We start from the raw sequence: 24,122 nt of genomic DNA, 5'->3' as shown, positions 1-24,122 counted from the left end.
AGGCGTTCAGGCGGTGTTCAGGCTCACGGACCGCCATGGCAACACCTGCACCAGAAGCACCAAAACCCTGGTAAAGAGGGCTGGGGAGAAGGCGGTCACCCGTGCGAGGGTGCCGCTCATGAGCACAGAGCACGTCCTCGACCGCCGGCCCGGCGGCCATGCCCGTGACCGCGTCCGGACGACCGCGAACAAGGTGCCCGAGGTCACCGCGTACTTCTGGATCATCAAGGTCCTCACCACCGGCATGGGCGAGACCGCGTCCGACTGGCTGGCGCACCTCCTCGGTCCGGTTCCCGCGGTCGGTCTCGGCGGACTCGGCCTCGTGGCCGCGCTCGTGCTCCAGTTCGCCGTCCGCCGGTACGTGGCGTGGATCTACTGGACGGCGATCGTCATGGTCAGCGTGTTCGGCACGATGGCCGCCGACATCCTGCACGTCGGCCTGGGCATCCCGTACACCCTCTCGACGCCCCTGTTCATGATCGCCCTGGCCGCCGTGTTCGCCCTCTGGTACGCCGCGGAGCGGACCCTGTCGATCCACGCCATCAACACCCGCCGCCGCGAGGTGTTCTACTGGGCCGCCGTCCTCGCCACGTTCGCGCTCGGCACCGCCGCCGGCGACCTCACCGCGACCGTCGGCCTCGGCTACCTGGGCTCGGCCGTCCTGTTCGGCGCGGCGATCTGCGTCCCGGCCCTCGCCCACCGGGCGGGCGTCCTGGGCGCGGTGCCCGCGTTCTGGACGGCGTACGTCATCACCCGACCGCTGGGTGCCTCGATCGCCGACTGGATGGCCCTGGCGCCGCACCGGGGCGGCCTGGGACTCGGCCTCGGCCCGGTGACGCTGTCCTGGACGGTGGCCATCCTCGCCCTGGTCGGCCACCTCGCGGTGACCCGCCGGGACGTACGGACCGCCTGACGCCGTTCCGCCCGCACGCCGCGCGCCCCGCACGCCACGCCCCGCACGCCGCGCGCCGGACGTCGTGTGCGGGGGAGAATCGAAGCCGTCGGGACGGACAGCGGGCGCTCCGACGGCGGGCGACCGGAACGGCTGGTGAGGCTCCATGGCGAGAGACAGGGGCAGACCACCGGTGGAGCCCTCGCTCCCCGGCCTGCACCTGCGCCTGCGTTCCGAACTGGGCCGCATCGACGACCAGTTGCGCTCCCTGCTCTCCTCCATGGACCGCCTCCAGGGCCTGCTGGACGCGGTGGTGGCCATCAGCCGCGAGGTGGAGCTGCCCGCGGTGCTGCACCGGATCGTGACCACCGCCATGGAGCTGGTGGGCGCCCGCTACGGCGCCCTGGGCGTGCTCGACGCCTCCGGCGACCGTCTGGAGCAGTTCATCTCCGCCGGGCTGTCGCAGCGCGAACGCGACGATCTGGCCGAGGCCGGACTGCCCCGCGGCCTCGGCGTCCTCGGCCATCTGATCCGCCACCCCGAACCGCTGCGGGTGGACGACATCCCGGCCCATCCGTCCTCCACCGGCTTCCCGCCCGGGCACCCGTGCCTGCGCACCCTGCTCGGCGTCGCCATCAGCGTGCGCGGCGAGATCTACGGCGACCTCTACCTCGCCGAGCGGCGCGACGGGCAGCCCTTCGACCAGCACGACGAGACCGTGGTCGTCGCCCTGGCCGGGGCCGCCGCCATCGCCATCGAGAACGTCCGCCTGTTCGAACGGGTGCGCGTCGGGGCCGAGCAGTTCCAGCGGCTCCTGCTGCCCGTCGTGCCCGATCTCAGGCCCTTCGCCGCCGCCGCCATCTACCGGCCCGCCGCCGAACCCAGTCAGCTCGGCGGCGACTGGTACGACGTCATCCCGCTCCCGCACGACGTGGTCGCGGTGGTCATCGGTGACGTGGTCGGCCACGACCTCGAGGCGGCCGCCTCCATGGCCGCCACCCGCAACATGCTGCGCGCCCTGCTGTTCGACCTGACCAGTTCGCCGGGCGCCGTCCTCACCCAGCTCGACCGCACCCTGGCCGCCCTCACGGACGCCCCCGTCACGACCACCACCCTCGCCCGCTTCGAACCGGAGGGCACGGGCCGGCGCCTGCACTGGAGCACCGCGGGCCACGTACCGCCGCTGCTGATCACCGACGAGGGCGAGGTGGAGCTGCTGCTCGCGGAGCCGGGCCTGCCGCTCGGGGTCGACCCCGAGCAGCCGCGCCCCGACCACTCCCGCCTGCTGCCCCCGGCCGCCACGCTGGTCTTCTTCACCGACGGACTGGTCGAACACCCGGCCCACCCCATCGACGAGAGCCTGGCCGACCTCGCGAAGCTGGTGGCGGCCAGTGCCTCGCTCCCCCTGCCGGACCTGGTCCGTGCCCTGGCCGACCACCACCCGAGCGACGGCCACGACGACATGGCCATCCTGGCCGTCCGCACCCCACCGGCGGAACCGCCCCCGACGTGACCTCGCCCGGCACGCCCCTGCCCGCCTGCCCCGGAGCGGCGGGCCCCCAGTGCCCCGGTCGGTCGTGGCGTGGAGGATCGCGGGGTTCCGGCGGATGATGGTTGTCGGGGCGATGTCGACACGGAGGTCGCCCGATGACTGGCGCGCGGCAGGAACGGTACCGGCGCGCCGCCCTGACCGCCCTGGAGAGCGGCGTCCTCGCGGCGCTCTACTACGGCTCGGCCGAGGCGGGGCTGCTCCAGCAGCTCGTGCGCGGGCAGGTCACGCCGCTGTGGCCGCCGAGCGGCATCGCGGTGGCCGCCCTGCTGCTGCGGGGGCCGCGGCTGTGGCCCGGCATCGCGCTCGGGGCGTTCCTGGCCAACATCACGCTGGGCCCGTCGACCGGGGCCGTACTGGCGATCACCGCGGGCAACACGCTCGCGCCCCTGTGCAGCTACGCGCTGCTGCGGCGGGCGGGGTTCCACAACCGTCTCGACCGCCTGCGGGACGCGCTCGCGCTGATCTTCCTCGGCGCGTTCCCCGGCATGCTCGTCAGCGCCACGGTGGGCACCGGGACCCTCGTCCTCGCCGGTGTGCTGCACACCCGCGCCTTCTGGCCGACGTGGTCGGTGTGGTGGACCGGTGACGCGATGGGCGTCCTGGTGGTCACCCCGGTCCTGCTGGTGCTGAGCAGGGCGCGCCTGCCGAAGGGCGTGCCGGCGGCCCGGTGGCTGGAGGCCGGCCTGCTGGTGGCGGCCACCACCGGGGTCGGGCTGCTGGAGACCACGAACACCCCCCTGGTGTTCCTGGGCTTCCCGCTGCTGATCTGGGCCGCCTTCCGCTTCCAGCTCGCCGGGGCCGCGCCCTGCGCGCTCGCCGTGTCGACCTTCGCGATCATGGCCGCCACCGGGAGCAAGGGCCCGTTCGCCCGGCACGACCTGGTCACCAACATGATCACGCTGCAGGCGTTCAACGCGTCGGCTGCGCTGACCGCGCTGCTGCTCTCGGCCGTCATCAGCGAGCGCGACCAGACGCAGCGGGAGATCGCCCAGGCGTGCGGCCGGCTCGCCGACATGGTCAGCCGGATCGCCGCCAGCGAGCAGCTGACCGTGCTCCCCGACGACGAGGTCACGGGACGCCGTACGAGCCCGGCGCCCCTGGACCCGGAACGCACACCCCCGAGCGGTGACGGCCAGGCCCGCGGAAGCGACGAAAGGCCGTCTCCTCATCCCTGAGAAGACGGCCTCCGACCGGCTGCGAGAGCTGGTCGGGACGACAGGATTTGAACCTGCGACCCCTTGACCCCCAGTCAAGTGCGCTACCAAGCTGCGCCACGTCCCGGTGCCGTTTGACCTGGGGTTTCCCCGGTCGAAACGCGCAGGGAAACAATACCGCACTCGGGTCGGTCCTCGCGCATCCCTTTCCCGGGAGCCCGGGAACGCTCAGGAGGCCGGCGCCCCGGCGTCGGCCCGCACGAGCCCCCGAATGGCGGGGACCGCGAGCATGACAGCGGGCACCACCAGGCTGATCGCCGCGGCCGCCGGCAGCACCCGGTCGGTCCCGAGGGCCGCGGCGGCCGGACCCGCCAGGGCCCGGCCGACCGGCATCATCGCCAGGGAGCCGGCCACGTCGTAGGCGTGGATGCGGTTGAGGACGTCCGCCGGGACCTGGGTCTGCACGCTGGTCGCCCACATGACGCCCCAGAACGAGATCGCCCGGTCCCCCGGGCCGCCGGTGCCGCCGCGCGGGATCATGTCATGCGGCGGCGGCCGGGGCCGAGGGGTTTTCAGCGGCCGCCGGGCAGGCCCAACTCGGGGTGGTCGTCCAGGAGTCGGGACGGCGCGGCCTGCCGCCAGGAGTCGGCGAGGATGTCACGCAGCTCGTCCTCGTCCTCCAGGGCGGCGAGCCGGGCCCTGACCCAGGCGAACTGGGCCTCGTGACCGGCGATCCAGAACTTGCCGGGCTCGGCCAGCACCAGTTCGTCGCGCTCCTCCTTCGGGCAGCGCACGGCGAGGGACGTCTCGTCCTCCGGGAGCGTGGCGAACATCTTCCCGGCCACCCGGAACGTGGGCATGTTCCAGGCGGTCTTCTCCGTGGTGTCCGGCAGGGACAGGGCGATTCGGCGTACGTCTTCGGCGTCCGGCATGCCCCGCACGCTAACCCGGGGCACTGACAGTCACCTCGCGGCCGGGGCCAGGCGCTTGTAGTAGAGGGTCGTCGGGCACAGCTCGCCGGCCGGGTTCGCCGCGTAGTCGGGGATGGTGCCGGCGCGGGTCCAGCCGGCCGAGCGGTAGAGGCGCTCGGCGGGGCTGCCGGTCTCGGTGTCCAGGTGCAGGAGGGTGAGCCCGGCGGCAGCGGCGGCCTGTTCGGCGGTGGCGAGGAGCAGCCGGCCGAGGCCGGCGCCGCGCGCCCGGCGGTGCACCATCAGCTTGACGAGTTCGGCCCGGTGCCGGCTGTTGGGCTTGTCGGGCATGGCCAGGCCCACGGTGCCCGCCGGCCGGCCGGCGCCGTCCTCGGCCACCCACACCTGCAGCCGGCCGGCCGCGACGGCGTCGGCCCGCTCCCGCCACCAGGCGTCCGCCGCCGCGGGCGTGAGCGGGGCGAGGAAGCCGACCGAGGCGCCGCCAGCCACGGTGTCGGCCAGCAGCAGGGCGAGTCCGTCGCCGCCCCGGCGGATCCGCTCCTCGTCCCAGCGCCGCACCCTCATGGCCGGACCACCGCCAGCGCGTAGCGGGCCGCCGCCGGCCCGGTGCAGCGGAACCTCGTCGGCCCGAAGACCCGCATGCGCAGGCAGTCGCCGGCGCCGAGCGGGTGGCCGGTGCCGTCGACGGTCACCTCCAGCGCCCCGTCGAGGACCCAGAGGTGCTGCTCGATGCCGGGCACGGGCGGGCGGTCGTAGGCGAGGTCGGCGCCGGGGGCGAGCCGGCCCTCGACCAGTTCGCCGCGCAGGCCGGGGTGCGGCGGTGACACCGACCGGCGGGTGAACCCGGCGCCGGGGTCCTGCCAGACCCGCTGGTCGGCCGCCCGTACCAGCGGAGCGGGTTCCGCCTCCACCTCGCTGAGCAGCTGGGACATGGTGCGGCCGTAGACGTGGCAGAGGCGGTTGAGCACGGCCGCGGTGGCACTGGTCTCGGCGCGTTCGGCGCGGGACAACGTGGACCGGCTCACCCCGCTGCGCTCGGCCAGCTCACCGAGCGACCAGCCGCGGCCGGCCCGGAGTTCGGCCAGCCGGGCGCCGAGGCGGGCGTCGACGGGATCGGGACCCTCGTTTCTCATGTCCGGGACGCTATCCCTGATATGAGACGGGCAGGTTACCGAAGGCTCACGCCTGCGCTGCCTCTCCCAGGGCCTGAAGCACCGGGCGGATCAGCGGGTGCCCCTCGGCGCCGCGGCGCACCGCCGCGAACACCCGGCGGGTCGGGGCCACCCCGTCGACCGGGCGGACGACCACGCCCGCCAGGTCCATGCCGCGCAGCGCCGAGCGCGGCACGAGGGCGACGCCCGCGTCCGCGGCGGCGAGCGCGACCACGGCGCGGAAGTCGTCGGAGGAGTGCGCGAAGCGCGGCTGGAACCCGGCGTTCTCGCAGGCGAGGACGACCACGTCGTGGCAGGGGTTGCCGGGGTACGGGCTGATCCAGAGGTCTTTGCCCAGGTCGGCGAGGGGGATCTCGAAGGCGTCGGCGAGCCGGTGGCCGACGGGCACGACCGCGTCGAACGGCTCGGCGTACAGCGGCACATGGGTGAGCCGGGGGTCGTCGGCGGCCGGCGCGCCCCGGTACTCGACGGCGACGGCGACCTCCACCTGCCGGTCCAGCACCATGGGCAGGCTGGCGTCGCCCTCGGCGTCCTGGACCCGGATGCGTATGCCGGGCGCGGTGGAGGCGAGCCGGGCCACGGCGGGCGCCACCACCTGGGCGATGCCGGTCGCAAAGGCGGCGACGGTGACGGTGCCCGCCTCCCCAGAACCGTAGGCCGCCAGTTCGGCCTCGGCCCGCTCCAGCTGGGCGAGGACCGCGTTGGTGTGGCTGAGCAGGATCTCCCCCGCCTGGGTGAGCCGGACGCCCCTGGCGCCGCGCTCGACCAGGCGGTGGCCCGTCTCCTGCTCCAGGGCGGTGAGCTGCTGGGAGACGGCGGAGGGGGTGAGGTAGAGCGCGGCGGCCGCCGCGGTGACCGTGCGGTGGTCCGCCACCGCACGGAGGATGTGGAGCCGCCGTGCCTCGATCATGCCTCCATTATTCCAGGGCGTCCGCCCTGGTCAGGCCTCCAGCTCGGCCCGCGCGGCGACGAACGCGTCGACCGCGCGGTCGACGTCCTCGGTGGAGTGCGCGGCGGAGAGCTGGACCCGGATGCGGGCCTGGCCCTGCGGGACGACCGGGTAGGAGAAGCCGATCACGTACACCCCGCGCTCCAGCAGGAGTTCGGCCAGGCGGGCCGCCCGGGCCGCGTCACCGATCATGACGGGCGCGATGGGGTGGTCGCCGGGGAGGATCTCGAAGCCCTCCTCCGTCATCCGGCGGCGGAACAGGGCGGTGTTCTCGGCGAGCCGGACCCGCAGGTCGTCGGCGGACTCCAGCAGGTCGAGGACCTGGAGGGAGGCGGCGGCGATCACCGGGGCGAGGGTGTTGGAGAACAGGTAGGGGCGGGAGCGCTGGCGCAGCAGGGCGACGATCTCGGCGCGGGCCGCGACGTAGCCGCCGGAGGCGCCGCCGAGGGCCTTGCCGAGGGTGCCGGTGATGATGTCCACGCGGTCCATGACGCCGTGCAGCTCGGGGGTGCCGCGGCCGGAGGGGCCGACGAAGCCGACGGCGTGCGAGTCGTCGACCATGACCATCGCGTCGTAGCGGTCGGCGAGGTCGCAGATCTCGCTCAGCGGGGCCACGTAACCGTCCATGGAGAAGACGCCGTCGGTGACCACCAGCTTGCGCCGGGCGCCGCCCGCGGTGGCCTCCTTCAGCTTCGCCTCCAGGTCCGCGAGGTCCCGGTTGGCGTAGCGGAAGCGGCGGGCCTTGGACAGGCGGATGCCGTCGATGATGGAGGCGTGGTTGAGGGCGTCGGAGATGACCGCGTCCTCCTCGCCGAGCAGCGTCTCGAAGACACCGCCGTTGGCGTCGAAGCAGGAGGAGTAGAGGATCGTGTCCTCCTGGCCGAGGAACGCGGACAGGCGTGCCTCCAGCTCCTTGTGGACCTCCTGGGTGCCGCAGATGAAGCGCACGGACGCCATGCCGTAGCCCCACCGGTCCAGGGCCTGGTGGGCGGCGGTGATCACCGCGGGGTGGTCGGCGAGGCCGAGGTAGTTGTTGGCGCAGAAGTTGAGGACCTCGCCCGGGCGGCCGCCGGCGGTGACGGCGACGGTCGCGGACTGGGGGCTGCCGATGACCCGCTCGGGCTTGTGCAGGCCGGCGGCGCGGATCTCGTCGAGGGTGGCGCGCAGGTCGTCGCGGACAGAGTCGAACATGACAGGGCTCCTGAAGGTGCTGCGGGAGGGGATGCGCGAGGCGGGGGCGCGGGAGGGGTGCGCGAGGGGCGGGGTTACGCGGTCCAGTCCAGGATGACCTTGCCGCCCGTGCCGCTCGCCGCGTCGGCGAAGGCCGCCTCGAAGTCGCGGTAGCCGTACCGGCCGGTGATCACCGGGGCCAGGTCGAGACCGCCCTCCAGCAGGACCGACATCGCGTACCAGGTCTCGAACATCTCGCGGCCGTAGATGCCCTTGATGGTGATCATCGAGGTGACGATCCGGGCCCAGTCCACCGGGAACTCCTCGGCGGGCAGGCCGAGCATGGCGATCCGGCCGCCGTGCGTCATGTTGGCGATCATGTCCCGCATGGCCTCGGGGCGGCCGGACATCTCCAGGCCGATGTCGAAGCCCTCGCGCAGGCCCAGCTCCCGCTGCCCGTCCGCGATCGAGGACCGGGAGACGTTCAGGGCGAGGGTCGCGCCGATCTTCCGGGCGAGCTCCAGGCGCTCCTCGCTGACGTCGGTGACGACGACGTTGCGGGCGCCGGCGTGCCGGGCGACGGCGGCGGCCATCAGGCCGATCGGGCCGGCGCCGGTGATCAGGACGTCCTCGCCGACCAGCGGGAACGACAGCGCGGTGTGCACGGCGTTGCCGAACGGGTCGAAGATCGCGGCGACGTCGAGGTCCACGGCGACGCGGTGCACCCAGACGTTGGAGGCGGGCAGCGCGACGTACTCGGCGAACGCGCCGTCCCGGCCCACGCCGAGGCCGACGGTGGCACGGCACAGGTGGCGCCGGCCGGCCAGGCAGTTGCGGCACTTGCCGCACACCAGGTGGCCCTCGCCGCTGACCCGGTCACCCACCCGGATCTCGGTGACGTCCCGGCCGGTCTCCACGACCTGCCCGACGAACTCGTGGCCGAGCACCAGCGGGGTGCTGATGGCCTGCTGCGCCCAGCCGTCCCAGGCCCGGATGTGCAGATCGGTACCGCAGATACCGGTCCGCATGACCTTGATCAGCACATCACCGGGACCGATGGCGGGCTCCGGGACGTCCGTCAGCCAGAGCCCGGGCTCCGCCTTCTCCTTGACCAGCGCCTTCAACGCTACGGCTCCTGTGGGTGAGGTCCCGGCCGCGTGTGCCGAAGGGGCCCGCACCGGGTCAGAGGGGTGGAATCACCGTGCAATCTGCCCTACGCGCGAGCCGGGGTCCATCGATCTTTTCTTAACCGCCGCCACAGCTTTCCTTCACGCCCCACGCGGCCCGCCTTCCGGTGCCCCGCCGCTCAGATGGGCAGGCCGTCGTCCGCGGACCGCTGGATGCGTACGGCGACCTCGGCGGCCAGCGCTTTGATGGTCTCGAGCCCGGAGCGCCCCCAGGCGCGCGGCGCCACGTCGAAGGCGCAGACGGTGCCGAGCGCCATGCCGGAGCCGTCGAAGACCGGGGCGCCGAGATACGACCGGATGCCGTAGTCGTCCACGACCGGGTTGCCGGCGAAACGGGGGTAGTCCCGCACGTCCTCCAGCACCAGCGCCTTGCGGCGGACCACCACGTGCGGGCAGAAGCCGTGGTCGCGCGGCATGACCCGGCCGACCTCGGGCCTGGTGCCGTCCGCCCGGAGCACGGGCGCGGTCAGCGGGGTGCGCAGGCCCGCGAAGAACTGGTGGTCCGCCCCGATGAAGTTGACCATGGCGTACGGCGCCCCGGTGAGCTGGGCGAGGTGGTCCGCGAAGGCGTCGAGACCGGGCTCGGGCCGGCTGCCGAGGCCGAGCCGGCGCAGCCGGGAGACGCGGGCGGGTGCCTCCTTGTCCTCGGGGGTGAGCAGCAGGCCGCGGACCGGGCGGGGCGGCTCGTAGCTCATGACCGGGCTCCGTCCCGGTGGGCGTACCTCATATGGCGGCTCCGTGCGTGGTGTGGCGGGGGATCACATGTGGGCGCCGTGGCTCGGCGCGGGCGCCGGGGCGTGGGCGATCAGATGGCGTACGAGGGTGAGCAGGGTCTGCACACCGGAGCTGGAGATGCGGGCGTCGCAGCGCACGACCGGGATCCCGGAGTCGAGGTCGAGGGCCGCGCGCACCTCCTCCGGGTCGTAGCGGTAGGAGCCGTCGAACTCGTTGACGGCGATGACGAAGGCGAGGCCGCGCTCCTCGAAGAAGTCCACGGCCGCGAAGCACTCGTCCAGACGCCGGGTGTCGGCGAGGACGACCGCGCCGAGCGCCCCTTCCGACAACTCGTCCCACATGAACCAGAACCGCTCCTGCCCGGGCGTGCCGAAGAGGTACAGCACGTGCTCGGGGTCGAGGGTGATCCGGCCGAAGTCCATGGCGACGGTCGTCTCGACCTTGTTCTCGATGCCGTCGAGGTTGTCGGTGCCGGCGCTGACCGTGGTGAGCAGCTCCTCGGTGCTGAGCGGGGCGATCTCGCTGACCGCTCCCACGAAGGTGGTCTTGCCGACCCCGAACCCGCCCGCCACCAGGATCTTCAGCGCGGTCGGGAACGGGTCACAGCTGTCGTCGTAGTCCATCGAGCACTGCCTCCAGCAGGGACCGGTCAGTGGGGTTGTGGTGGAAGGCGGGGGGCTTGGTGGTCAGCGCCCCGCAGTCGACGAGGTCCGAGAGCAGCACCTTGGTGACCACCGCGGGCAGTCGCAGGTGCGCGGCGACCTCGGCCACCGGGACGGGCGCGCGGCACAGGTCGAGTGCCTGGGCGTGCTCGGGTCCGAGATAGCCGAGCGGGGTGACTCCGGTGGCCATCACCTGCGACATCAGGTCGAGCGCGATGGTGGGCTCGGTGCGGCCGTTGCTGACCGTGAAGGGCCGCACCAGCCGTCCGGCCGCGTCGTCGAGCCAGGGCCCGTCGCCCGCTGCGGCCACGCTCAAGGCCTCGTCGCCGTGATCGCCGCGGTCTCGTCGGCGTGCCGGCGCGGTGCGGTCACCAGGTAGGGGCGCACGCTCTTGACGAGCATCGCCATCTCGTAGCCGAGGACGGCGGCGTCGGCCTCGCGGCCCGCGAGCACGGCGAGGCAGGTGCCGGACCCGGCGGTGGTGACGAACAGCAGCGTCGAGTCGAGTTCCACGACGACCTGGCGGACGTCGCCGCCGTCGCCGAACCGGATGCCCGCGCTGCGGCCGAGGGAGTACAGGCCGGAGGCCAGGGCCGCCATGTGGTCGGCGCTGTCCGCGTCGAGGCCGTGCACGGACTTCACCAGTCCGTCGCAGGACAGCAGGACCGCGCTGGCGGTGTGGGGTACGCGCTGCACGAGGCCGCTCAGCAGCCAGTCGAGGTCGGAGGCCTGTGCGGTCGGCGCGTCGCTCGCCATGGTGGATCGACTCCTTGGGTTACGAAGATCGGTGGGAGCGCTGGGGGTGGGGGTGGGTACGGGGCTTTCGAGGGCGTTCATCCGGCCGGTGCGCTCCCGTCGGTGCGGCCGGTGCCCTCGGTCGCGGGTGCGTGGGCGTGCGGGCGGGGCGGAGTCGTACCGAGCGAGGGTGCCGGTTCCAGGAGGCCGGCGTCCGGGTCGCGGGTCGCCGGGTCGCGGGTCGCCGGGTCGCGCCGGTCCGGGTGCCGGTGCCGCCCGTCGGCCGGGACCGTGGCCATGGCCGGTTCCCCGCCCTGCTGTGCCTCCGCGAGTCCGATGCCGCGCTGGAAGGCCGCCATCAGACCGGGGTCGTGCCCCGGCACGGTGTCGCCCTCCTGACGGGGGGCCGGGCCGCCGCGCAGTTGGGGCACGATGTGCTCCTGGGCCCGGCGGCGGGGCAGCCGGGGCTTGTCCATGGTGCCGCGCACGGCGCCGGTGCGCGGGGTGGGCAGGATGCCCGCGTGGGCCTCGACCGCGGACCGGTCGTCCGCGCCGATGCCCGGCACGGCCTCCGCGGGGTTGGACCGCTGCTCGTGGGCGCCGCGCACGGGGAGCCGGGGCGGGACGCCCCGGTCCTCGCCGCCGCTGCGCGCGTGCCCGTCGGCGGCGGTCCGCGGGGAGCCGTCGGCCGCGGCGCCGCGCGCGGGACCGCGCTGCGCGTGCCGCCGCCGACCGGTGGGCGCGGACTGACCGGTCCCGGGCTGGCCAGGCCCTGCCTGGCCGGTCCCGGACTGTCCGGTGCCGGGCTGTCCGGTGCCGGGCTGTCCGGTGCCGGGCTGTCCGGTGCCGGGCTGTCCGGTGCCGGGCTGTCCGGTGCCGGGCTGGCCAAGCCCTGCCTGGCCGGTCCCCGTCCGACCGATCCCTGCCTGGCCGATCCCTGCCTGTCCAGGCCCTGGCCGACCGCTGTCGACCTGTCCCGGCCCTGCCTGGCCGGTGCCTCCCTGTCCGGTCCCGGGCCGGCCGCTCCCTGCCTGGCCGGTCCCGGCCTGTGCGGCGGTCCGTGTGCCGTCCTCGGGGCCGGCCGGACCGCGGGCGCCTGGAGTGGTGCCCGGGGCTCCGGCCGCCGCGCCGCGCGGGGCGGGGAGCACGGGGCCGGCCGGAGCCGGGAGCGCGGTGCCGCCGGAGGCGGGCGGGGGCGGGGGCACCGGAAGGGGGCCCGTGTCCGCCGCGCCCGGCTGCCGCCCCGGTACGGCGCCGGGCGCGCCCGGCGCCGAGCCCAGCACGACCTGCGGCACGACGAGGACGGCCTGCACCCCGCCGTAGATGTTGGTCTGCAGCCGGACGGTGATGCCGTGGCGGCGGGCGAGCTGGGAGACGACGTACAGGCCGATGCGGCCGTCGGCGAGCAGGCTGGCGACGTTGACCTGGTCGGGGTCGGCGAGCAGCGCGTTCATCCGGGCCTGTTCGCCGACGGGCATGCCGAGGCCGCGGTCCTCGACCTCCACGGCCAGCCCCGAGGTGACGAGGCCGGCGCGCAGCAGCACCTGGGTGTGCGGGGCGGAGAACACCGTGGCGTTCTCGACCAGTTCCGCGAGCAGGTGGATGACGTCGGCCACGGCGTGGCCGCGCAGTTCGCCGTCGACGGGCGGCACCAGCTTGACCCGGGAGTACTGCTCGACCTCGGCGATGGCCGAGCGCAGCACCTCGGTCATGGAGACCGGGTTGCTCCACTGCCGGCGGGAGACGGCGCCGCCGAGCACGGCGAGGTTCTCCGCGTGCCGCCGGATGCGGGTGGCCAGGTGGTCGACGTGGAAGAGGCCCTTGAGCAGGTCCGGGTCCTCGATCTCGTTCTCCAGGTCGTCCAGGATGGAGATCTCCCGGTGCACCAGGGACTGCAGTCGCCGGGCGAGGTTGACGAAGACCTCCAGCTTCTGCTCGCTGCCCGCCTGGCTGGAGAGCTGGGCGGCCTGCACGACGGCGGTGACGGCGCCGTCGTGCGCGCGGGCCAGCTCGGCGGCGAGCAGGTCGAGGTCGTCGGCGTCCTCGGGCGGCGCCTTGCGCGGTCCGCGCCGCGGCGGGGTCTCGCCGCGGCGCAGCGCCTCGACGAGGGCGCGCAGGTCGGCCTCGCCCCGGGCGGCGCTGCGGCGCAGGGCGCCGACCCGGTCGCTGACGAGGCGGGCGGCGCGGTCCGCGGCCACGGCGGCGATCAGGACGGCCGCGGCGGCCACCGCGGTCGCCCCGGCGAGCACGGCCCACAGGGTGGGTCCGGGGTGCGCGCCGGTGGAGCGGATGCCGAAGATGACGGCCGCGCTCGCGCTGAGGGCCACCGCCGTCGGCGGGAGCACGGCGAGCCGCATGAGCTGGGGCCGTATGTGCGTCTCGGGCAGTGCGGGAGCGGGTCGGGCGACCGGACGTCCGTGCCTGCCGCCCTCACGGCGGTCTGCGCGGGCGGCCGGTGCACGGAGGTGAGACATCTGCGTCCTCGTACTGGTCCGTCGGGCTGCCATCCGGACACTGACAGTAGTCGCCCGCGCATCATGTGCGGTGGGCAGTTGACAAAGTCCCCCGTGCAGGGTCCCGCTCTGGTATGAGGTCTCGTACGACAGACCGATAACCGCGCCGAAGCGGCGCGCCGAGTACGGGAAGAAAATGATCTGACCTGGTCAGAACCGGTCAGAAGACGGCAGTGAGGGCCGGTGCGCACAGGTGTGCGCACCGGCCCTCGGAGTGTCCTGGGTTTGCCGATCGGCCGCCCGGCCGGCCCGTGGTCCGGCCGCCCGGGCGGCCGGCGCCGGGCCGCTCGCGGGCCGGGGACCGTCACCTTCGGTCACCCCGGGGCCGGGCCAGATCCGCGTCAGCGCTCTCCGGCCAGGTCCGCGTCAGCGCTCACCGCGTCGACGTCCACCGCGTCCGCCGCGTCCGCCGCGTCCACGGCCACCCGGGCGCCCACCGGCGGGACCGGTGTCGCGGCCGGGCGCCGCCACAGGTGCGGGACCGGAGCCGACGCGGAGCGCCACCACGCCTGCGCGGGTACCTTCCCGGCGGGCTCGAAGGGCTCGCCGGGGCGCGGCAGCGCCACCGCCTGGCCGGCTTCCTCGGCGGCCTCCTTGGACCACTCCCCCGGTTCGGCCCAGGCGTGCGGGGCGAGGTTGAAGGTGCCCCAGTGGATCGGCAGCAGCACGCCGTGCGGGGCGCCGCCCTGGAGGTCGAGGTGGGCGCGCAGGCCCTCCTCGGGCGTCATGTGGATGTCGGGCCAGAACTCGCTGTACGCGCCGATCTGGATCATGGTGGTGTCGAACGGGCCGTGGGCCGCGCCGATCTCCGCGAAGCCGTCGAAGTAGCCGGTGTCACCGCTGTGGTAGACCCGGTGCTCCTCGCCGGCGACGACCCAGGACGCCCAGAGGGTGTGCTGGGTGTTGCGCAGGCCGCGGCCGCAGAAGTGGCGGGCCGGGGTGGCGGTGAGGGTGAGTCCGCCGATCCGGGTGGACTCGTGCCAGTCGAGTTCGCGCAGCCGGTCCGGGGACACGCCCCAGTGCTCCAGGTGGGCGCCGACGCCCAGCGGCACCGCGAACACCGTGTCCGTTCCGGCCAGCGCCTTGATGCTGGGCATGTCCAGGTGGTCGTAGTGGTCGTGCGAGATCACCACGACGTCGACCGGACCGAGCGCGGCCAGCGGCAGCGGCACCGGGTGCAGCCGCTTGGGCCCGGCGAACGGGAACGGGGAGCAGCGCTCGCCCCAGACGGGGTCGAACAGCACCCGCCGCCCGTCGATCTCCACGAGCACGCTGGAGTGGCCCATCCACGTCACCCGCAGCCCGGTGGCGGGCGGCGCGGCGAGGTCGGCGAAGGTGGTCGGATGCACCGGCACGGTGCCGCGGGGCGTGCGCAGCGGCCGGGTGTCCTTATCGAGGAACACCTTGGCGAGTTCCACGGTGGACCCGGAGGGGCGGGTGCGGGCCACACCCCCGGGGTTCTGGAAGACGCCGTCCTTGAAATGGGGGGAACGGCGGATGCGCGCGAGGCGCTCGCCACCCGGATCCGCGCCGAAGGCCGCGGGCCGCAGCACGCTGAGCCCGAAGCTCTGGGAACGCAAACCGGTCACGGTACCTCCACGTGGATCGCTGAGTCCTCCATTATGGTCGGCCCCTTCGCCGGACCTCGATCGCCGGGTGCCGGCGGAGGGCCGGCCGGGCCCCCGCGCACCGCGCACGGGGCCGCCCGGGCGCTTTGACACCGTGGCCGGCCGCTCCGGATACTGACCGGCGATTCAGTAGCAATCCCCCGGGAGATCCCATGGCCGCCCCCCTGATGTCGCTCGTCTGGACCGACCACGTCACCGGCCGCCAGGGGTTCCTGGTCGTCGACCGGCTGGTGCGGGGCGTGGCCAGCGGCGGGCTGCGCATGCGGCCCGGCTGCACGCTGGAGGAGGTCACCGGACTCGCCCGCGGCATGACGATGAAGGAGGCCCTGCACTACGACCCCGACGCCCGCTACGTGCCGCTCGGCGGCGCCAAGGGCGGCATCGACTGCGACCCGCGCGACCCGGGGGCCTACGGCCTGCTCGTGCGCTACCTGCGCGCCATGCGGCCGTACATCGAGAGCTGCTGGACCACCGGCGAGGACCTGGGGCTCACCCAGGACCTGGTGGACCGCGCGGCCGCCGAGGCGGGTCTGGTCTCCTCCGTCCAGGCGGTCTATCCGCTGCTGGACGACGAGGCGGCGGCCCGCGGACGGCTCGCCGACGCCTTCGCGGTGGAGGTGGACGGCATCGGCCTGGACGAGCTGGCCGGGGGCTGCGGGGTGGCGGAGTCGGTGCTGACCGCCCTGGACCGGGCGTCGGTGCCGTACCGGGGCACCCGGGTGTCCGTGCAGGGCCTGGGCACCATGGGCGGGGCCACGGCCCGCTTCCTCTCCCGCGCGGGCCTGACGGTGGTGGCCGTGGCCGACGTGAGGGGAACCATGGCCAACCCGGAGGGCCTGGACGTGGAGGCGCTGCTGGCGGCGCGGGACGCGTACGGCACCGTGGACCGCGCCGCGCTGCGCCCCGGCGACCGTGAACTGCCCGGCGACGCCTGGCTGTCCGCCGACGCCGAGGTGCTGGTGCCCGCGGCGGTGTCGTACGCCGTCGGCGCCGCCGAGCAGGGGCGCGTCACCGCCCGCTGGATCGCCGAGGCCGCCAACATGCCGGTACGGCCCGAGGCGGAGGCGGCGCTGGCCGCGCGCGGGGTGACCGTGCTGCCGGACGTGGTGGTCAACTCCGCGACGAACGCCTGGTGGTGGTGGACCCTCTTCGGCGACATCGGCGCGGACGCGGACGAGGCGTTCGACCGCGTCCGCCGCTCGGTGCGCGCCCTGACCGGGCAGGTGCTCGCCCGCGCGGAGACCGGCCGCACCACTGCGCGTGCCGCCGCCCACGCCCTGGCCGAGGACCGGCTCGCCGCGCTGGCGGACCGCTTCGGCTGCTACCGCTGACGCCGGCGTACGGCCCGCGTCCGGCCGGGCTGTCCGTTGGAGTGGCCGGGGTACGCCGGCCCCGCGGCGGTCCGTTCGGCGGGGCCCGTCCGACGCAATAGGGTGACCGCGTGGCGAGAGTGCGGTTGAGCGTGGCGGAGCGGCGGGAGGAGATGCTGCGGGCCGCCGTCGGGCAGATCGAGGAGCGGGGTGTGGCGGCGGTCAGGATCGCCGACGTGGCCTCCGCGCTCGGTGTGAGCAACGCGCTGGTGCTGTACCACTTCTCGACGAAGGAGAAGCTGGTCGCCGCCGCGTTCGCCTACGCCGCCGAGGGCGATCTGGCGCGGCTGCGGGCGCTGCTCGGGCGGCGCACCTCGGCGCTGCGCCGGCTGCGGGCGGCGGTGCGCTGGTACGCGCCCACGGGGCAGGCCAAGGGCTGGCGGCTGTGGATCGAGGGCTGGGCGGTGGCGCTGCGCGAGCCGGCCCTGCGCGAGGTCACCCGGGACCTGGACCGGCGGTGGAAGGCGGCGATCGCGGCGGTCCTCGCGGAGGGCGTGGCCGCGGGCGAGTTCGCGTGCGCCGACCCGGAGGCCGCGGCCCTGCGGCTCACCGCCCTGCTCGACGGGCTCGCGGTGCAGCTCACGTCGTACCCGGGCGCGGTGCCCCGGTCCCGGGCCCAGCGCTGGGTGGACGACGCACTGGCCCGCGAACTCGGCCTGCCTCGCGAGGCATTGACCGCGCGCGGCCGCTGAGCGGTCCCGCCGCGGGTACGGCCGGACGATGCCCGCACCGCACCCGACACACCCACGCTGCAGCTCACGCCGCACCCGGGCGCGGCACCCCGGCCCGGGCCCAGCACTGAGCGGCCGAAGCACCGGCCCGAACTCCGCCCACCACGACAGGCGTTGACCGCGCGCGCCGGAGGCGCTCGGCCGTCCCGCCAGGGGGTACGGCCGAAACGGCCGGACGATGCCCCGCGCCGCACCCCGACGCGCTCGCGGAGCAGCGCACGTCCTACCCGGGCGCGGCGCCCCGACCCCAGGGACAGCGCTGAGCGGCCGAGGCACCGACCCGAACTCGGCCCACCACGACAGGCGTTGACCGCGCGCGGCCGCTGAGTCGCCGGGGCCCCTCGGCCGTCCCGCCGCCGGTGCGGCCCGGCGGGGCCCCGCATCGCGGGGTGCGCGGTGCGGGGCGACGGCGGCGCGGCCGTCTTCCGGCGGCTCGGGCCGCTCACCGCGCGGTGGTCAGGCCACCGAGGCGATGCGCATCTTGATGTCGTCCGGCGACAGGGCGCCCTTCGCCGTCACGTGGTCGCCGGAGGACTCGCCGCGCAGCCGGCGGCCGATCCACGGGACGAGGTACTCACGGGCCCAGTGGACGTCGTCGCGGCGGACCTCCAGGGTGCCCCGCGGCGGGAGCGGCGGCCAGGCCTGCTCGGGGTCGGCCGGGATCTCCAGGCCGAGGGCCTGTCCGGCGCGCAGCGCCACCCGGGTGTGCCCCTCGGGCGACAGGTGCAGCCGGTCGCCGTCCCAGGCCCTGCGGTCCTGCACGGACTTCAGGGACCACAGGTCGAGCACGGGACAGCCGTACCGGTCGGCGATGGCGCGCACGTGCCCGTTGTAGGTCGCGATCTTGCCGCGCAGGTGCTTGAGCAGGGGGACGCCCCGGGTGTCGAAGCCGGTCGTCACCATCACCGTGCCCGCGGCTGCCGCGAGCCGGGCCAGCGCGCGCTCGAAGCGCTCGGCCACCTCGTCCGGGTCGGTGCCGGGACGGATGATGTCGTTGCCCCCCGCACAGAAGGAGACGAGGTCCGGGGCCAGTTCGACGGCCTTCGGGAGCTGGTCGGCCACGATCTGGTCGAGGAGCTTCCCGCGCACGGCCAGGTTCGTGTACGCGAAGTCGCCCTCGGGCCGCCGGTCGGCGAGCAGGACCGCGAACCGGTCCGCCCAGCCGACGAACGCCCCGTCGGGGCCGGGGTCGCCGACGCCCTCGGTGAAGCTGTCCCCCAGCGCCACGTACGACCCGATCACTGATCTGCTGTCATTCTTCGAATCGTCTGCCACGTCGGACCATGATTCACCTTCGGATGTGACCTACGCGACCGTAATGAGGGGTTGACGGACGGTGAGATAAGCCACGTCACCGACGGACCGCACTCGGGAATACATCGGCGCGCCTCGCGGGCGGGACACACCGAAGGCCGGTCCCGGGGATCGGGGGGCCGGCCTTCGGTGCGTCAGGGAGATGGTTCGTGGGGGTGGCCCTCAGCCGACGGGGACGCCGTGCGAGCGGAGGTAGCCGACCGGGTCGACGTCCGACCCGTAGTCGGGGGTGGTGCGGATCTCGAAGTGCAGGTGCGGGCCGGTCACGTTGCCGGTGGCGCCCGACAGTCCGACCTGCTGCCCCGCCGTCACGCTCTGGCCGGCCGAGACGGAGAGCCGGGAGAGGTGGCCGTACTGGGCGTAGTGCCCGTCACCGAGCCGGAGGACGACCTGGTTGCCGTAGGCGCCGCCCCATCCGGCGGAGACCACGGTGCCGGCGGCGACCGCCTTGACGGGGGTGCCGGTCGGCACGACGAAGTCGACACCGGTGTGGTGGCCGCTGGACCACATGCTGCCGGGCACGTGGTAGCCGGTGCCGATGGTGCCGCCGGTGACCGGGAGGGTGTAGCCGGTGGCCGGGGCGGCCTGCGCGGCGGGGGCCGACTGCACGGCGGGCGCCGCCGGAGCCGGCTGGGCGGCCGGGGCGGAGGGCGCCGGCTGCGGTCGCTGCGCCGTCCGTGAGGCGGCGGAGGATCCGGTGTGCACCGGCTGCGCCTTCACCCCGAGGGCCAGCCGCAGACCCGGGTGGATCAGCGCGGGATCGGCGCCGACGGCCTGCCGGTTGTCCTGGTAGAGCCGCTGCCAGCCGCCCCGGACCTGCTGCTCGTCGGCGATCCTGGCCAGGCAGTCCCCGGTCTTCACCGTGTAGCTGCGCACCCCCTGACCCGACTGCGCGGCGGCCTTCTTCACGGCCGCGTTCTGCACGGCGGGGAGGGACCGGGCCGGCTGGCCGGGAGCGGTCTGCGGGGTGCCGGCGTGCGCTGCGGCGGCTCCGACGAGCGGCAGGGCCAGTGCGGCACCGCCGGTCCCGGCGGCGGCGACGGCGCGGCTGAGACGCCGGTTCCTGGGGCGTCGGTGCTTACCCTTCGCGGGCATGGCGCGTTCCTCTCCGGCGCCTGCGAGGTGAGCTGTCGGGTTCGGGCTGGAGCCGCCCGGCCGCGCGTCGCGGCCGCACCCCGAGCCTGTGCCCCGGAGACCGGGACAGGCAGTCGTGCCTGAGGGGTCCCCCGCTCCTGCCGAACACGGGTCATGTGTGGGGACTCCGGGCGGCGGCAGGATTCGGCGTTCCGTCCGGATTGGTGGCGAACGTAAGCGAGCGAGACTCACCCGGACAAGCAACCGGTTCCCGGCGAGAGCACCTCGGATGATCCAATACGGGATTACACGGTCACACTCCGTGAATCCCCGAACGGTTCACCCGGTCGAATCCCCTCGTCGGCGCCGGAATTACGTGCACATGACGCGCCACCGTCGGTCACGGCTATGACGCTCCTCACGCGCCCGGCACCCACTCGCCGTCAATCCGCACCCAGTTGGACGTAATACCGCGATTCGGACAGGTCGACTAGACGCGGCGCAGCCGGAGGACCGTGGCGTCCAGGTCACCCCTGAGCCCGGTGCGCAGACCGTGGTGCAACAGGACCGCACCCCGGTGCACTTCGCCCGTTTCGCGGCATTCGTACGACGCCAGCGGGTCGAGTCCGCGTAGTCGCAGCGCCGGCACCGGCTCACCGAACCGCTGCGCCTGGAGGCAGGCGAGGACCACGGACTCGTCCCCGAGGACGTACTGGACGGCGCTCTGTCCGCCCGCCGGGGGCCGCAGCCGGTACTGCTCGCCCCGCTGGACGACCGGGCGTATCTCCTTGTAGAGCTCCACCCACCGGCGGGCCTCGGCCAGCTCCTCCCCCGTCCATGCGGTGAGGTCGCCGCCGACGCCGAGCACCCCGGCCATCGCACTGACGAAGCGGAACCGCAGCGAGCTGACCCGGCCGTTGAGCTGGGTGTTCGGGCTGTCGGTGACCCAGGCCGCCATCACCCGCGCGGGATGGATCTGGCTGAAGCCGTGCTGGATGGCGAGCCGGTCGAGCGGGTCGGTGTTGTCGGAGGTCCACACCTGGTCGGTGCGGCTGAGCACGCCGAGGTCGATCCGGCCGCCGCCGCCCGAGCAGGACTCGAAGGCGACCCGGGGGTGGGCGGCGCGCAACCGGTCCAGCAGCGCGTAGAAGGCGCGGACGTGGTCGATCCACAGGCGCTGCGGGTACGGCTCCCCGGGCCAGCCGGCGTCGGTGAAGCAGCGGTTGAAGTCCCACTTCACGTAGTCGATCGGGGCGCTGGACAGCAGGTCGTCCATTTGTCCCCACAGGTACTCCCGGACGTCCTCGCGGGCGAGGTTGAGGACGAGCTGGTTGCGCAGCTCCGTCCGCCTGCGCCCCGCCTGGTACTGCACCCAGTCGGGGTGGGCCCGGTAGAGGTCGCTGTCGGCGTTGACCATCTCGGGCTCGACCCAGATGCCGAACTGCATGCCGAGGCCGTGCACCCGGTCCGCCAGGGGCTTGAGACCCTGCGGGAAGCGGTCGGGGTTGGGCGTCCAGTCGCCGAGTCCGGCCCGGTCGCCGGTGCGGGCGCCGAACCAGCCGTCGTCCACGACGAACAGCTCGACGCCGATGTCGGCGGCGTGCCGGGCGAGGGCGGTCTGCTGGTCCTCGGAGATGCCGAAGCCGGTCGCCTCCCAGGAGTTGAACAGCACCGGCCGGTCCCGCTCCGCGTCCGGGATCACATGGTCGCGCTGGTAGGCGTGCCAGGTGCGGCTGGCCCCGCCGAAGCCGCCGTCGCTCCACAGGCCCGCGAAGACGGGTGTGGTGTAGGACTCCCCGGGCTCCAGGAGCAGCAGCCCCGAGTCGTCCCAGCCGGCGCCGCCGGTGATCTGCACGCGCGCGTCGGGGAGTTGCGCGACGGCGATCCGCCAGGAGCCGGACCAGCCGAGCGCGCAGCCGTAGACCTCGCCGCGCTCCTCGGTCGCGTCGGTGTCCAGCGCGACCCAGGGCAGGTGCTGGTGGCCGGTGTGGCCGCGGCGGCTGCCGATGACCTTCTCGCCGAAGGTGAGGGGGGCGGTCGTGAGCAGGGACTCGGCGGCCCAGCGGCCGTGCAGCTGGGAGAGCCGCCAGCCCTCGCGCTCCGGCAGGGTCCAGGTGGCGGCGTCGGCCCGCAGCAGCTCCACGCGCGCGTCCCCGCCGTTGGCCACGGTCACCCAGCGCTCCACCACGTCCCCGCGCATCCGGTGGTGCAGGGTGATCGCCACGCCGTCGTCGTCGAAGCACAGCCGCAGCTCGTCGGCGCCCCCGCCGGTGCCGGTGCCGTCCCCGGTCTCGCAGGACACGAAGCGCCATTCGGTGCCCCGCCGTTCCCCGGTGCGCACGGACAGGGCGGGGCGGACGAAGCGGGGGCCGCCCTCGACGGGGTACTCCTCGCGGCCGTCGAGCGGGGACTCGAAGGGCCGGTAGTCCGGCAGCGGGCGCTCCGCCAGCGCCTCGGCGTCCGCGAGCGCGATCCGTGGCCCCCAGTGCAGGTGCAGCAGCTCGTCCGCCTCGGTGAGGTGCAGGGCATAGCTGCTGGTGGGCCCCGAGAGGAGCCACGTACGACCGTTTTCGCCGATGTCCACCATCGAGACCTCACAGGTGCCAACAGAACCGCTCAGGTGCGAACATCATTAGGCCGACCGGCCCTCGCTGGCAACGCCTGTGGACAACTCATTGCCCGAGGAAATCGATGTCGTATCGTCGACGCAGTGCCCGTCGCCGAGCCGCGCCGGCGGGAGCGAGGCGTGAGGAGCCCCCGTGACGCAGCAGGTGCCGTCGACCGAGCCGGAGCTGGCCGCCGTACGCAACTTCCGTGACGTGGGCGGGCTGCCGACCGTGGACGGGCGGCGGGTGCGGCACGGCGTGCTGTTCCGCAGCGGCCACCTCGCGCACGCCACCGCCGAGGACGCGGCCTTCCTCGGCTCCCTGGGCCTGCACACGATCTTCGACTTCCGCAACGCCGCCGACCAGAAGCTGGAGGGCCCGGACGTCGAGCTGCCCGGCGTGCGGAACGTGAACCTGCCGCTGAGCGACCCGGCGGACGGCGCCGAGTTCTGGAAGATGGTCCGGGCCGGCGACCTCGACCAGCTCCGCTCGATCCTCGCGGACGGCAAGGGGGCGGCCCGGATGGTCGCCTCGTACCGGGCGATCGTCACCCAGCGCACCGCCGAGCACTCCCGGGTGCTGCAGGCGCTGGCCGAGGACAGCGTGCCGGCGCTCATGCACTGCGCGGCCGGCAAGGACCGCGCGGGCATCTCCATAGCCGTCACGCTCCTCGCCGTCGGTGTGGAGCGCGAGGCGGTGGTCGCGGACTACCTGGAGTCCAACGCCAAGCACCGCCGCTACAAGGTGCGCCGCGCCGGCAACCCGGACACCGCGTACACGCCCGAGGTGATGGAGCTGCTCAGCCCCCTCTTCGACGCGCGCGCCGAGTACCTGTCGGCGGCCTTCGCGGCCATCGAGGAGACCTGGGGCGACCTCGACACCTACTTCGAGCAGGGGCTGCGGCTCACCCCCGCGGCCCGGGAGCGACTGCGCGAGCGCCTCGTGGACTGAGGTCGGCTCAGCTCTTGGCGCCGAGCGCGAACAGCAGGTAGAGGAACGCGGCGAAGAGATGGCCGACGGCGATGTAGATGATCAGCCGGACCCACAGCGAGCGGGGGAACTTCTCCTCGAAGTCGCTCATGGCAGCTCTCCAGTCGGGTGGCCCAGGCACAGCGTGGCCGTGGGGCTCTGCAGCAGGGTGTGGACGAACAGCAGCTCGACGCCGTCGTGGTCCTCGGCGGCGAGCCGGTGCGGGGTGAGCGAGTCGAAGTGCGCGCTGTCACCCGGCGCGAGCAGGTGCGCGGTGTCGCCCAGCCGCAGCCTGAGCCGTCCCTTGAGGACGTAGAGCCACTCCTCGCCGGGGTGGACGCGCACGATGTCGCCCTGGGTGCCGTAGGGCACCCGGACGCGCAGCGCCTGCATGCCGCGCCCGGAGGACCCGGCCTGGAAGTAGGTCCAGCCGCCCGCGTGGGTCGGTTCCATGTCGGGGGCGCGTACGATCGAGTCGCGTTCGGCGACCGTCTCGCCGAGCAGGTCCGACACCGTCGTACCGTAGATGCGGGCGAGCGCGAGCAGCATCGGCAGCGAGGGCTGGCGCTGGCCCGTCTCCAGGCGGGACAGATGGGCGGGCGAGAGCCCGGCCGACCGGGCGGCGGCCTCCAGCGTGAGGCCGGCGCGTCTGCGCAGGGCGCGGAGCTGTGGGGCGACGGCGGGCAGCCCGTCCCCGGGCCCCGGCTCGGGAGCGTTCATGTCTCCATTGGGCCCGACTCTTGCCTCTGCGGCAAATTTTTTGCCTCAGAGGCAAGAGTC

23 protein-coding genes, 1 tRNA gene, 1 pseudogene and 1 riboswitch are annotated in these 24,122 nt (G+C 74.3%); of the genes and pseudogenes, 6 read left to right on the top strand and 19 right to left on the bottom strand.

Translation table 11 applies throughout. The features are described 5' to 3' along the window. The first annotated feature begins 118 nt into the window (after positions 1 to 118). From B446_RS31090 to B446_RS31080, 3 genes are all read left to right on the top strand, one after another. Positions 119 to 913, top strand: coding sequence for a membrane protein (locus tag B446_RS31090; RefSeq protein ID WP_043476783.1), 795 nt, complete (start codon positions 119 to 121; stop codon positions 911 to 913). A gap of 145 nt (positions 914 to 1,058) precedes the next feature. After that, positions 1,059 to 2,405, top strand: coding sequence for a GAF domain-containing SpoIIE family protein phosphatase (locus B446_RS31085; RefSeq protein WP_078614846.1), 1,347 nt, complete (start codon positions 1,059 to 1,061; stop codon positions 2,403 to 2,405). A gap of 134 nt (positions 2,406 to 2,539) precedes the next feature. Continuing rightward, a complete protein-coding gene (locus B446_RS31080; protein WP_020943412.1) occupies positions 2,540 to 3,619 on the top strand; it encodes an MASE1 domain-containing protein in 1,080 nt (359 codons plus the stop codon). Positions 3,620 to 3,648: 29 nt separating this feature from the next. On the opposite strand, the gene B446_RS31075 is transcribed toward B446_RS31080, so the two are convergent. The 14 genes and pseudogenes from B446_RS31075 to B446_RS31010 form a co-directional block, all read right to left on the bottom strand. Further along, a tRNA-Pro gene (locus B446_RS31075) sits at positions 3,649 to 3,725 on the bottom strand. A gap of 101 nt (positions 3,726 to 3,826) precedes the next feature. Continuing rightward, positions 3,827 to 4,096 (bottom strand): annotated as a pseudogene (locus B446_RS31070) (MFS transporter); the annotation flags it as partial. A 74-nt stretch (positions 4,097 to 4,170) separates the two neighbouring features. Continuing rightward, positions 4,171 to 4,530, bottom strand: coding sequence for an MmcQ/YjbR family DNA-binding protein (locus B446_RS31065; RefSeq protein WP_020943410.1), 360 nt, complete (start codon positions 4,528 to 4,530; stop codon positions 4,171 to 4,173). A gap of 30 nt (positions 4,531 to 4,560) precedes the next feature. Next, positions 4,561 to 5,091, bottom strand: coding sequence for a GNAT family N-acetyltransferase (locus B446_RS31060; protein WP_106960635.1), 531 nt, complete (start codon positions 5,089 to 5,091; stop codon positions 4,561 to 4,563). Continuing rightward, the gene (locus B446_RS31055) at positions 5,088 to 5,660 is read right to left on the bottom strand and encodes a helix-turn-helix domain-containing protein (protein WP_020943408.1); all 573 of its coding nucleotides are present in this window, start codon (positions 5,658 to 5,660) and stop codon (positions 5,088 to 5,090) included. Before B446_RS31055 ends, B446_RS31060 begins: the two co-directional genes overlap by 4 nt. 46 nt (positions 5,661 to 5,706) lie before the next feature. Then, the gene (locus B446_RS31050; RefSeq protein ID WP_020943407.1) at positions 5,707 to 6,609 is read right to left on the bottom strand and encodes a LysR family transcriptional regulator; all 903 of its coding nucleotides are present in this window, start codon (positions 6,607 to 6,609) and stop codon (positions 5,707 to 5,709) included. Between the two features lie 30 nt (positions 6,610 to 6,639). After that, entirely contained in the window at positions 6,640 to 7,839 is a 1,200-nt protein-coding gene (locus B446_RS31045; protein WP_020943406.1) for a glycine C-acetyltransferase, read from the bottom strand. 74 nt (positions 7,840 to 7,913) lie between these two features. Then, positions 7,914 to 8,942: an L-threonine 3-dehydrogenase gene (gene tdh / locus B446_RS31040; protein WP_020943405.1), complete on the bottom strand. Its 1,029-nt coding sequence runs from the start codon at positions 8,940 to 8,942 to the stop codon at positions 7,914 to 7,916. A 182-nt stretch (positions 8,943 to 9,124) separates the two neighbouring features. After that, the gene (locus B446_RS31035; protein ID WP_020943404.1) at positions 9,125 to 9,700 is read right to left on the bottom strand and encodes a GAF domain-containing protein; all 576 of its coding nucleotides are present in this window, start codon (positions 9,698 to 9,700) and stop codon (positions 9,125 to 9,127) included. A 63-nt stretch (positions 9,701 to 9,763) separates the two neighbouring features. Then, positions 9,764 to 10,363 carry a GTP-binding protein gene (locus B446_RS31030; protein WP_020943403.1) on the bottom strand — a complete coding sequence of 200 codons (600 nt, stop codon included), beginning with the start codon at positions 10,361 to 10,363 and terminating at the stop codon, positions 9,764 to 9,766. Then, entirely contained in the window at positions 10,341 to 10,712 is a 372-nt protein-coding gene (locus tag B446_RS31025; RefSeq protein WP_020943402.1) for a DUF742 domain-containing protein, read from the bottom strand. The genes B446_RS31030 and B446_RS31025 overlap by 23 nt, the downstream gene beginning before the upstream one ends. Before the next feature lie 2 nt (positions 10,713 to 10,714). Further along, on the bottom strand, positions 10,715 to 11,158 hold the full coding sequence (locus B446_RS31020) for a roadblock/LC7 domain-containing protein (protein WP_020943401.1): 444 nt from the start codon (positions 11,156 to 11,158) through the stop codon (positions 10,715 to 10,717). A gap of 77 nt (positions 11,159 to 11,235) precedes the next feature. Continuing rightward, positions 11,236 to 13,611 carry a sensor histidine kinase gene (locus tag B446_RS37545; protein ID WP_234967587.1) on the bottom strand — a complete coding sequence of 792 codons (2,376 nt, stop codon included), beginning with the start codon at positions 13,609 to 13,611 and terminating at the stop codon, positions 11,236 to 11,238. A 380-nt stretch (positions 13,612 to 13,991) separates the two neighbouring features. Further along, positions 13,992 to 15,239 carry an MBL fold metallo-hydrolase gene (locus tag B446_RS31010; protein WP_020943398.1) on the bottom strand — a complete coding sequence of 416 codons (1,248 nt, stop codon included), beginning with the start codon at positions 15,237 to 15,239 and terminating at the stop codon, positions 13,992 to 13,994. Positions 15,240 to 15,430: 191 nt separating this feature from the next. On the opposite strand from B446_RS31010, the gene B446_RS31005 reads away from it, so the two are divergent. Beyond that, on the top strand, positions 15,431 to 16,609 hold the full coding sequence (locus tag B446_RS31005; protein WP_020943397.1) for a Glu/Leu/Phe/Val dehydrogenase dimerization domain-containing protein: 1,179 nt from the start codon (positions 15,431 to 15,433) through the stop codon (positions 16,607 to 16,609). Positions 16,610 to 16,719: 110 nt separating this feature from the next. Next, on the top strand, positions 16,720 to 17,340 hold the full coding sequence (locus B446_RS31000; protein WP_106960634.1) for a TetR family transcriptional regulator C-terminal domain-containing protein: 621 nt from the start codon (positions 16,720 to 16,722) through the stop codon (positions 17,338 to 17,340). Positions 17,341 to 17,835: 495 nt separating this feature from the next. Here the strand turns inward: B446_RS31000 and B446_RS30995 are convergent, their stop codons facing one another. The 3 genes from B446_RS30995 to B446_RS30985 form a co-directional block, all read right to left on the bottom strand. Next, the gene (locus B446_RS30995; protein WP_020943395.1) at positions 17,836 to 18,621 is read right to left on the bottom strand and encodes an SGNH/GDSL hydrolase family protein; all 786 of its coding nucleotides are present in this window, start codon (positions 18,619 to 18,621) and stop codon (positions 17,836 to 17,838) included. Between the two features lie 234 nt (positions 18,622 to 18,855). After that, positions 18,856 to 19,788: a M23 family metallopeptidase gene (locus B446_RS30990; protein ID WP_020943394.1), complete on the bottom strand. Its 933-nt coding sequence runs from the start codon at positions 19,786 to 19,788 to the stop codon at positions 18,856 to 18,858. A 4-nt stretch (positions 19,789 to 19,792) separates the two neighbouring features. Then, positions 19,793 to 19,950, bottom strand: a riboswitch (cyclic di-AMP (ydaO/yuaA leader). A gap of 307 nt (positions 19,951 to 20,257) precedes the next feature. After that, positions 20,258 to 22,354, bottom strand: coding sequence for an alpha-galactosidase (locus B446_RS30985; RefSeq protein ID WP_020943393.1), 2,097 nt, complete (start codon positions 22,352 to 22,354; stop codon positions 20,258 to 20,260). Positions 22,355 to 22,526: 172 nt separating this feature from the next. Here B446_RS30985 and B446_RS30980 point away from each other — a divergent pair, with 172 nt between their 5' ends. Continuing rightward, complete coding sequence (locus B446_RS30980) at positions 22,527 to 23,324, top strand: tyrosine-protein phosphatase (RefSeq protein WP_020943392.1); 798 nt, start codon at positions 22,527 to 22,529, stop codon at positions 23,322 to 23,324. Between the two features lie 7 nt (positions 23,325 to 23,331). Here B446_RS30980 and B446_RS30975 read toward each other — a convergent pair whose 3' ends face one another. Both B446_RS30975 and B446_RS30970 read right to left on the bottom strand, forming a co-directional pair. Then, the gene (locus B446_RS30975; protein ID WP_020943391.1) at positions 23,332 to 23,454 is read right to left on the bottom strand and encodes a DUF6126 family protein; all 123 of its coding nucleotides are present in this window, start codon (positions 23,452 to 23,454) and stop codon (positions 23,332 to 23,334) included. After that, positions 23,451 to 24,062: a helix-turn-helix domain-containing protein gene (locus B446_RS30970; RefSeq protein WP_020943390.1), complete on the bottom strand. Its 612-nt coding sequence runs from the start codon at positions 24,060 to 24,062 to the stop codon at positions 23,451 to 23,453. Before B446_RS30970 ends, B446_RS30975 begins: the two co-directional genes overlap by 4 nt. Positions 24,063 to 24,122 lie beyond the last annotated feature (60 nt).

This window comes from Streptomyces collinus Tu 365, from assembly GCF_000444875.1.
GTDB lineage: Bacteria > Actinomycetota > Actinomycetes > Streptomycetales > Streptomycetaceae > Streptomyces > Streptomyces collinus_A.
Note: the sequence above shows the minus strand (reverse complement) of the source record. Positions and strands in the feature narration are given on the sequence as shown.

Excerpts from the sequence above, each read along its gene's own strand:
- B446_RS31090 (WP_043476783.1), top strand. The coding sequence starts at position 119 with ATGAGCACAGAGCACGTCCTCGACCGCCGGCCCGGCGGCCATGCCCGT.
- B446_RS31085 (WP_078614846.1), top strand. The coding sequence starts at position 1,059 with ATGGCGAGAGACAGGGGCAGACCACCGGTGGAGCCCTCGCTCCCCGGC.
- B446_RS31080 (WP_020943412.1), top strand. The coding sequence starts at position 2,540 with ATGACTGGCGCGCGGCAGGAACGGTACCGGCGCGCCGCCCTGACCGCC.
- B446_RS31065 (WP_020943410.1), bottom strand. The coding sequence starts at position 4,530 with ATGCCGGACGCCGAAGACGTACGCCGAATCGCCCTGTCCCTGCCGGAC.
- B446_RS31060 (WP_106960635.1), bottom strand. The coding sequence starts at position 5,091 with ATGAGGGTGCGGCGCTGGGACGAGGAGCGGATCCGCCGGGGCGGCGAC.
- B446_RS31055 (WP_020943408.1), bottom strand. The coding sequence starts at position 5,660 with ATGAGAAACGAGGGTCCCGATCCCGTCGACGCCCGCCTCGGCGCCCGG.
- B446_RS31050 (WP_020943407.1), bottom strand. The coding sequence starts at position 6,609 with ATGATCGAGGCACGGCGGCTCCACATCCTCCGTGCGGTGGCGGACCAC.
- B446_RS31045 (WP_020943406.1), bottom strand. The coding sequence starts at position 7,839 with ATGTTCGACTCTGTCCGCGACGACCTGCGCGCCACCCTCGACGAGATC.
- B446_RS31035 (WP_020943404.1), bottom strand. The coding sequence starts at position 9,700 with ATGAGCTACGAGCCGCCCCGCCCGGTCCGCGGCCTGCTGCTCACCCCC.
- B446_RS31030 (WP_020943403.1), bottom strand. The coding sequence starts at position 10,363 with ATGGACTACGACGACAGCTGTGACCCGTTCCCGACCGCGCTGAAGATC.
- B446_RS31020 (WP_020943401.1), bottom strand. The coding sequence starts at position 11,158 with ATGGCGAGCGACGCGCCGACCGCACAGGCCTCCGACCTCGACTGGCTG.
- B446_RS37545 (WP_234967587.1), bottom strand. The coding sequence starts at position 13,611 with ATGTCTCACCTCCGTGCACCGGCCGCCCGCGCAGACCGCCGTGAGGGC.
- B446_RS31005 (WP_020943397.1), top strand. The coding sequence starts at position 15,431 with ATGGCCGCCCCCCTGATGTCGCTCGTCTGGACCGACCACGTCACCGGC.
- B446_RS30990 (WP_020943394.1), bottom strand. The coding sequence starts at position 19,788 with ATGCCCGCGAAGGGTAAGCACCGACGCCCCAGGAACCGGCGTCTCAGC.
- B446_RS30985 (WP_020943393.1), bottom strand. The coding sequence starts at position 22,354 with ATGGTGGACATCGGCGAAAACGGTCGTACGTGGCTCCTCTCGGGGCCC.
- B446_RS30975 (WP_020943391.1), bottom strand. The coding sequence starts at position 23,454 with ATGAGCGACTTCGAGGAGAAGTTCCCCCGCTCGCTGTGGGTCCGGCTG.
- B446_RS30970 (WP_020943390.1), bottom strand. The coding sequence starts at position 24,062 with ATGAACGCTCCCGAGCCGGGGCCCGGGGACGGGCTGCCCGCCGTCGCC.